Annotated in this window: 1 tRNA gene and 2 rRNA genes; all 3 read right to left on the minus strand. The window is 51.3% G+C overall.

The features are described 5' to 3' along the window. Nucleotides 1-53: 53 nt before the first annotated feature. The 3 genes from rrf to T336_RS0122310 all read right to left on the minus strand — a co-directional run bounded on the left by rrf (nt 54) and on the right by T336_RS0122310 (nt 3,596). Nucleotides 54-166 (minus strand): 5S ribosomal RNA (gene rrf / locus T336_RS0122300). Nucleotides 167-282: 116 nt separating this feature from the next. Beyond that, nucleotides 283-3,160 (minus strand): 23S ribosomal RNA (locus tag T336_RS0122305). A gap of 360 nt (nt 3,161-3,520) precedes the next feature. After that, nucleotides 3,521-3,596 (minus strand) — tRNA-Ala (locus T336_RS0122310). Nucleotides 3,597-3,656 lie beyond the last annotated feature (60 nt).

The raw sequence follows: 3,656 nt of genomic DNA on the forward strand, positions 1-3,656 counted from the left end.
AAGCAAAACGCCCCCAGACCGGTGAGGATCTGAGGGCGGCTTGGGCTGTAGGAGCCTGACGATGACCTACTTTCACACGGGAACCCGCACTATCATCGGCGCAAAGTCGTTTCACTGTCCTGTTCGGGATGGGAAGGAGTGGGACCAACTTGCTATGGTCATCAGGCATAAAGGGTTGCTGTCCTGGTTTGTGGTCAGGACGGCGAATTCATAGAGCAAATCAGCTTTTGGTTTTGATTGCGTCACTTGGCATAACAACCTTGACGGTGTTGTCAAAGTTATAGGGTCAAGCCGCACGAGCAATTAGTACTGGTTAGCTTAAGCGCTTGCACGCCTTCCACACCCAGCCTATCAACGTCCTGGTCTTGAACGACTCTTCAGGGGGCTCAAGGCCCCGGCAGATCTCATCTTGAAACGAGTTTCCCGCTTAGATGCTTTCAGCGGTTATCTCTTCCACACTTAGCTACTCGGCAATGCCACTGGCGTGACAACCGATACACCAGAGGTGTGTCCACTCCGGTCCTCTCGTACTAGGAGCAGGCTTCCTCAAATCTGCAGCGCCCACGGAAGATAGGGACCAAACTGTCTCACGACGTTTTAAACCCAGCTCACGTACCTCTTTAAATGGCGAACAGCCATACCCTTGGGACCGGCTACAGCCCCAGGATGAGATGAGCCGACATCGAGGTGCCAAACACCGCCGTCGATATGAACTCTTGGGCGGTATCAGCCTGTTATCCCCAGAGTACCTTTTATCCGTTGAGCGATGGCCCTTCCATACAGAACCACCGGATCACTATGTCCTGCTTTCGCATCTGCTCGACTTGTCAGTCTCGCAGTTAAGCACGCTTATGCCATTGCACTATTAGCACGATGTCCGACCGTACCTAGCGTACCTTCGAACTCCTCCGTTACGCTTTGGGAGGAGACCGCCCCAGTCAAACTGCCTACCATGCACTGTCCCCGATCCCGATAAGGGACCTAGGTTAGAACCTCAAACGCACCAGGGTGGTATTTCAACGTTGGCTCCATGAGAACTAGCGTCCTCACTTCAAAGCCTCCCACCTATCCTACACAGATCCGTTCAAAGTCCAATACAAAGCTACAGTAAAGGTTCATGGGGTCTTTCCGTCTTTCCGCGGGGAGATTGCATCATCACAAACATTTCAACTTCGCTGAGTCTCAGGAGGAGACAGTGTGGCCATCGTTACGCCATTCGTGCAGGTCGGAACTTACCCGACAAGGAATTTCGCTACCTTAGGACCGTTATAGTTACGGCCGCCGTTTACTGGGACTTCAATCAAGAGCTTGCACCCCATCATTTAATCTTCCAGCACCGGGCAGGCGTCACACCCTATACGTCCACTTTCGTGTTTGCAGAGTGCTGTGTTTTTATTAAACAGTCGCAGCCACCGATTTTTTGCAACCGCTTTGGGCTCCCTTTGTACAAGTTCACCTACTTGCGGCATACCTTCTCCCGAAGTTACGGTATCAATTTGCCGAGTTCCTTCTCCTGAGTTCTCTCAAGCGCCTTAGAATACTCATCTCGCGCACCAGTGTCGGTTTGCGGTACGGTCGTGTGTAGCTGAAGCTTAGTGGCTTTTCCTGGAAGCAGGGTATCACTCACTTCGTCTGCAAGCAGACTCGTTATCACCCCTCATCTAAGCCCGGCGGATTTGCCTACCGGGCACGACTACAGGCTTGAACCAACATATCCAACAGTTGGCTGAGCTAACCTTCTCCGTCCCCACATCGCACTACACATCGGTACAGGAATATTGACCTGTTTCCCATCAACTACGCATCTCTGCCTCGCCTTAGGGGCCGACTCACTCTACGCCGATGAACGTTGCGTAGAAAACCTTGCGCTTACGGCGAGGGGGCTTTTCACCCCCTTTAACGCTACTCATGTCAGCATTCGCACTTCTGATACCTCCAGCATCCGTTACCAGACACCTTCACAGGCTTACAGAACGCTCTCCTACCACGCACAGTAAACTGTGCATCCGCAGCTTCGGTAACTGGCTTAGCCCCGTTACATCTTCCGCGCAGGACGACTCGATCAGTGAGCTATTACGCTTTCTTTAAATGATGGCTGCTTCTAAGCCAACATCCTGACTGTTTTAGCCTTCCCACTTCGTTTCCCACTTAGCCAATTTTAGGGACCTTAGCTGGCGGTCTGGGTTGTTTCCCTCTTGAGTCCGGACGTTAGCACCCGGTGCTCTGTCTCCCAAGCTCTACTCTTCGGTATTCGGAGTTTGCCTTGGTTTGGTAAGTCGCCATGACCCCCTAGCCAAAACAGTGCTCTACCCCCGAAGGTAATACTTGAGGCACTACCTAAATAGTTTTCGGAGAGAACCAGCTATTTCCAAGTTTGTTTAGCCTTTCACCCCTATCCACAGCTCATCCGCTAGTTTTGCAACACTAGTCGGTTCGGACCTCCAGTACCTGTTACGGCACCTTCATCCTGGCCATGGATAGATCACTTGGTTTCGGGTCTACACCCAGCGACTGGACGCCCTATTCGGACTCGATTTCTCTACGGCTTCCCTATTCGGTTAACCTTGCCACTGAATGTAAGTCGCTGACCCATTATACAAAAGGTACGCAGTCACCCTTGCGGGCTCCTACTTTTTGTAAGCATGCGGTTTCAGGATCTATTTCACTCCCCTCCCGGGGTTCTTTTCGCCTTTCCCTCACGGTACTTGTTCACTATCGGTCGATGATGAGTATTTAGCCTTGGAGGATGGTCCCCCCATATTCAGACAGGGTTTCTCGTGCCCCGCCCTACTTTTCTCTAGCTCAGTACCACACGTCTGCTTTCACATACAGGGCTATCACCTACTATGGCCGGACTTTCCATTCCGTTTTGTTAACAGTCGTGCTATCACTAGAAGGCTCCTCCGATTTCGCTCGCCACTACTTTCGGAATCTCGGTTGATGTCTTTTCCTCGAGCTACTGAGATGTTTCAGTTCACCCGGTTCGCCTCGCATGACTATGTATTCATCATGCGATACCTCTTGCGAGGTGGGTTTCCCCATTCAGAAATCTCCGGATCAAAGCTTATTTGCCAGCTCCCCGAAGCTTATCGCAGGCTATCACGTCTTTCGTCGCCTATCATCGCCAAGGCATCCACCACATGCTCTTAGTCACTTGACCCTATAACTTTGACATCTCTTGCGAGACATCTCCGCTTTCTTTCAAGGACTTGCGAGGTCTTTCACCTCGCGCGTTATGCCGTAATGTGAATTCTTCTTCGGTATTGCTACCTAGAGAACAATTCGTCATTACTGAACTTCAATCAGCTTTCGCTCAATTGAATATTCGTTTTGACGCAATCAAATTTTTGTTGCCGACGGCACGGTGCAGTTTCCTGCTTTCCGCCGGCAACGCTGATTCGACTCTATGAATTTTTAAAGAACAGCCGATTGACCCGGTCTATACCGGACCAACAACAAAGAGGCCTCTTGCGAAGCCGCTTTGGTGTTAGTTTCTCGCCCTACCGCAGGGCTTCTTGGTTGGTGGAGGATGACGGGATCGAACCGACGACCCCCTGCTTGCAAAGCAGGTGCTCTCCCAGCTGAGCTAATCCCCCACTGATCCTCGCATCTTATGTTCGGAAGATTTGGTGGGTCTAGTTGGGCTCGAACCAACG

It is taken from the genome of Paracidovorax oryzae ATCC 19882 (genome assembly GCF_000687165.1).
In the GTDB taxonomy this organism is placed as follows: Bacteria; Pseudomonadota; Gammaproteobacteria; order Burkholderiales; family Burkholderiaceae_C; genus Paracidovorax; species Paracidovorax oryzae.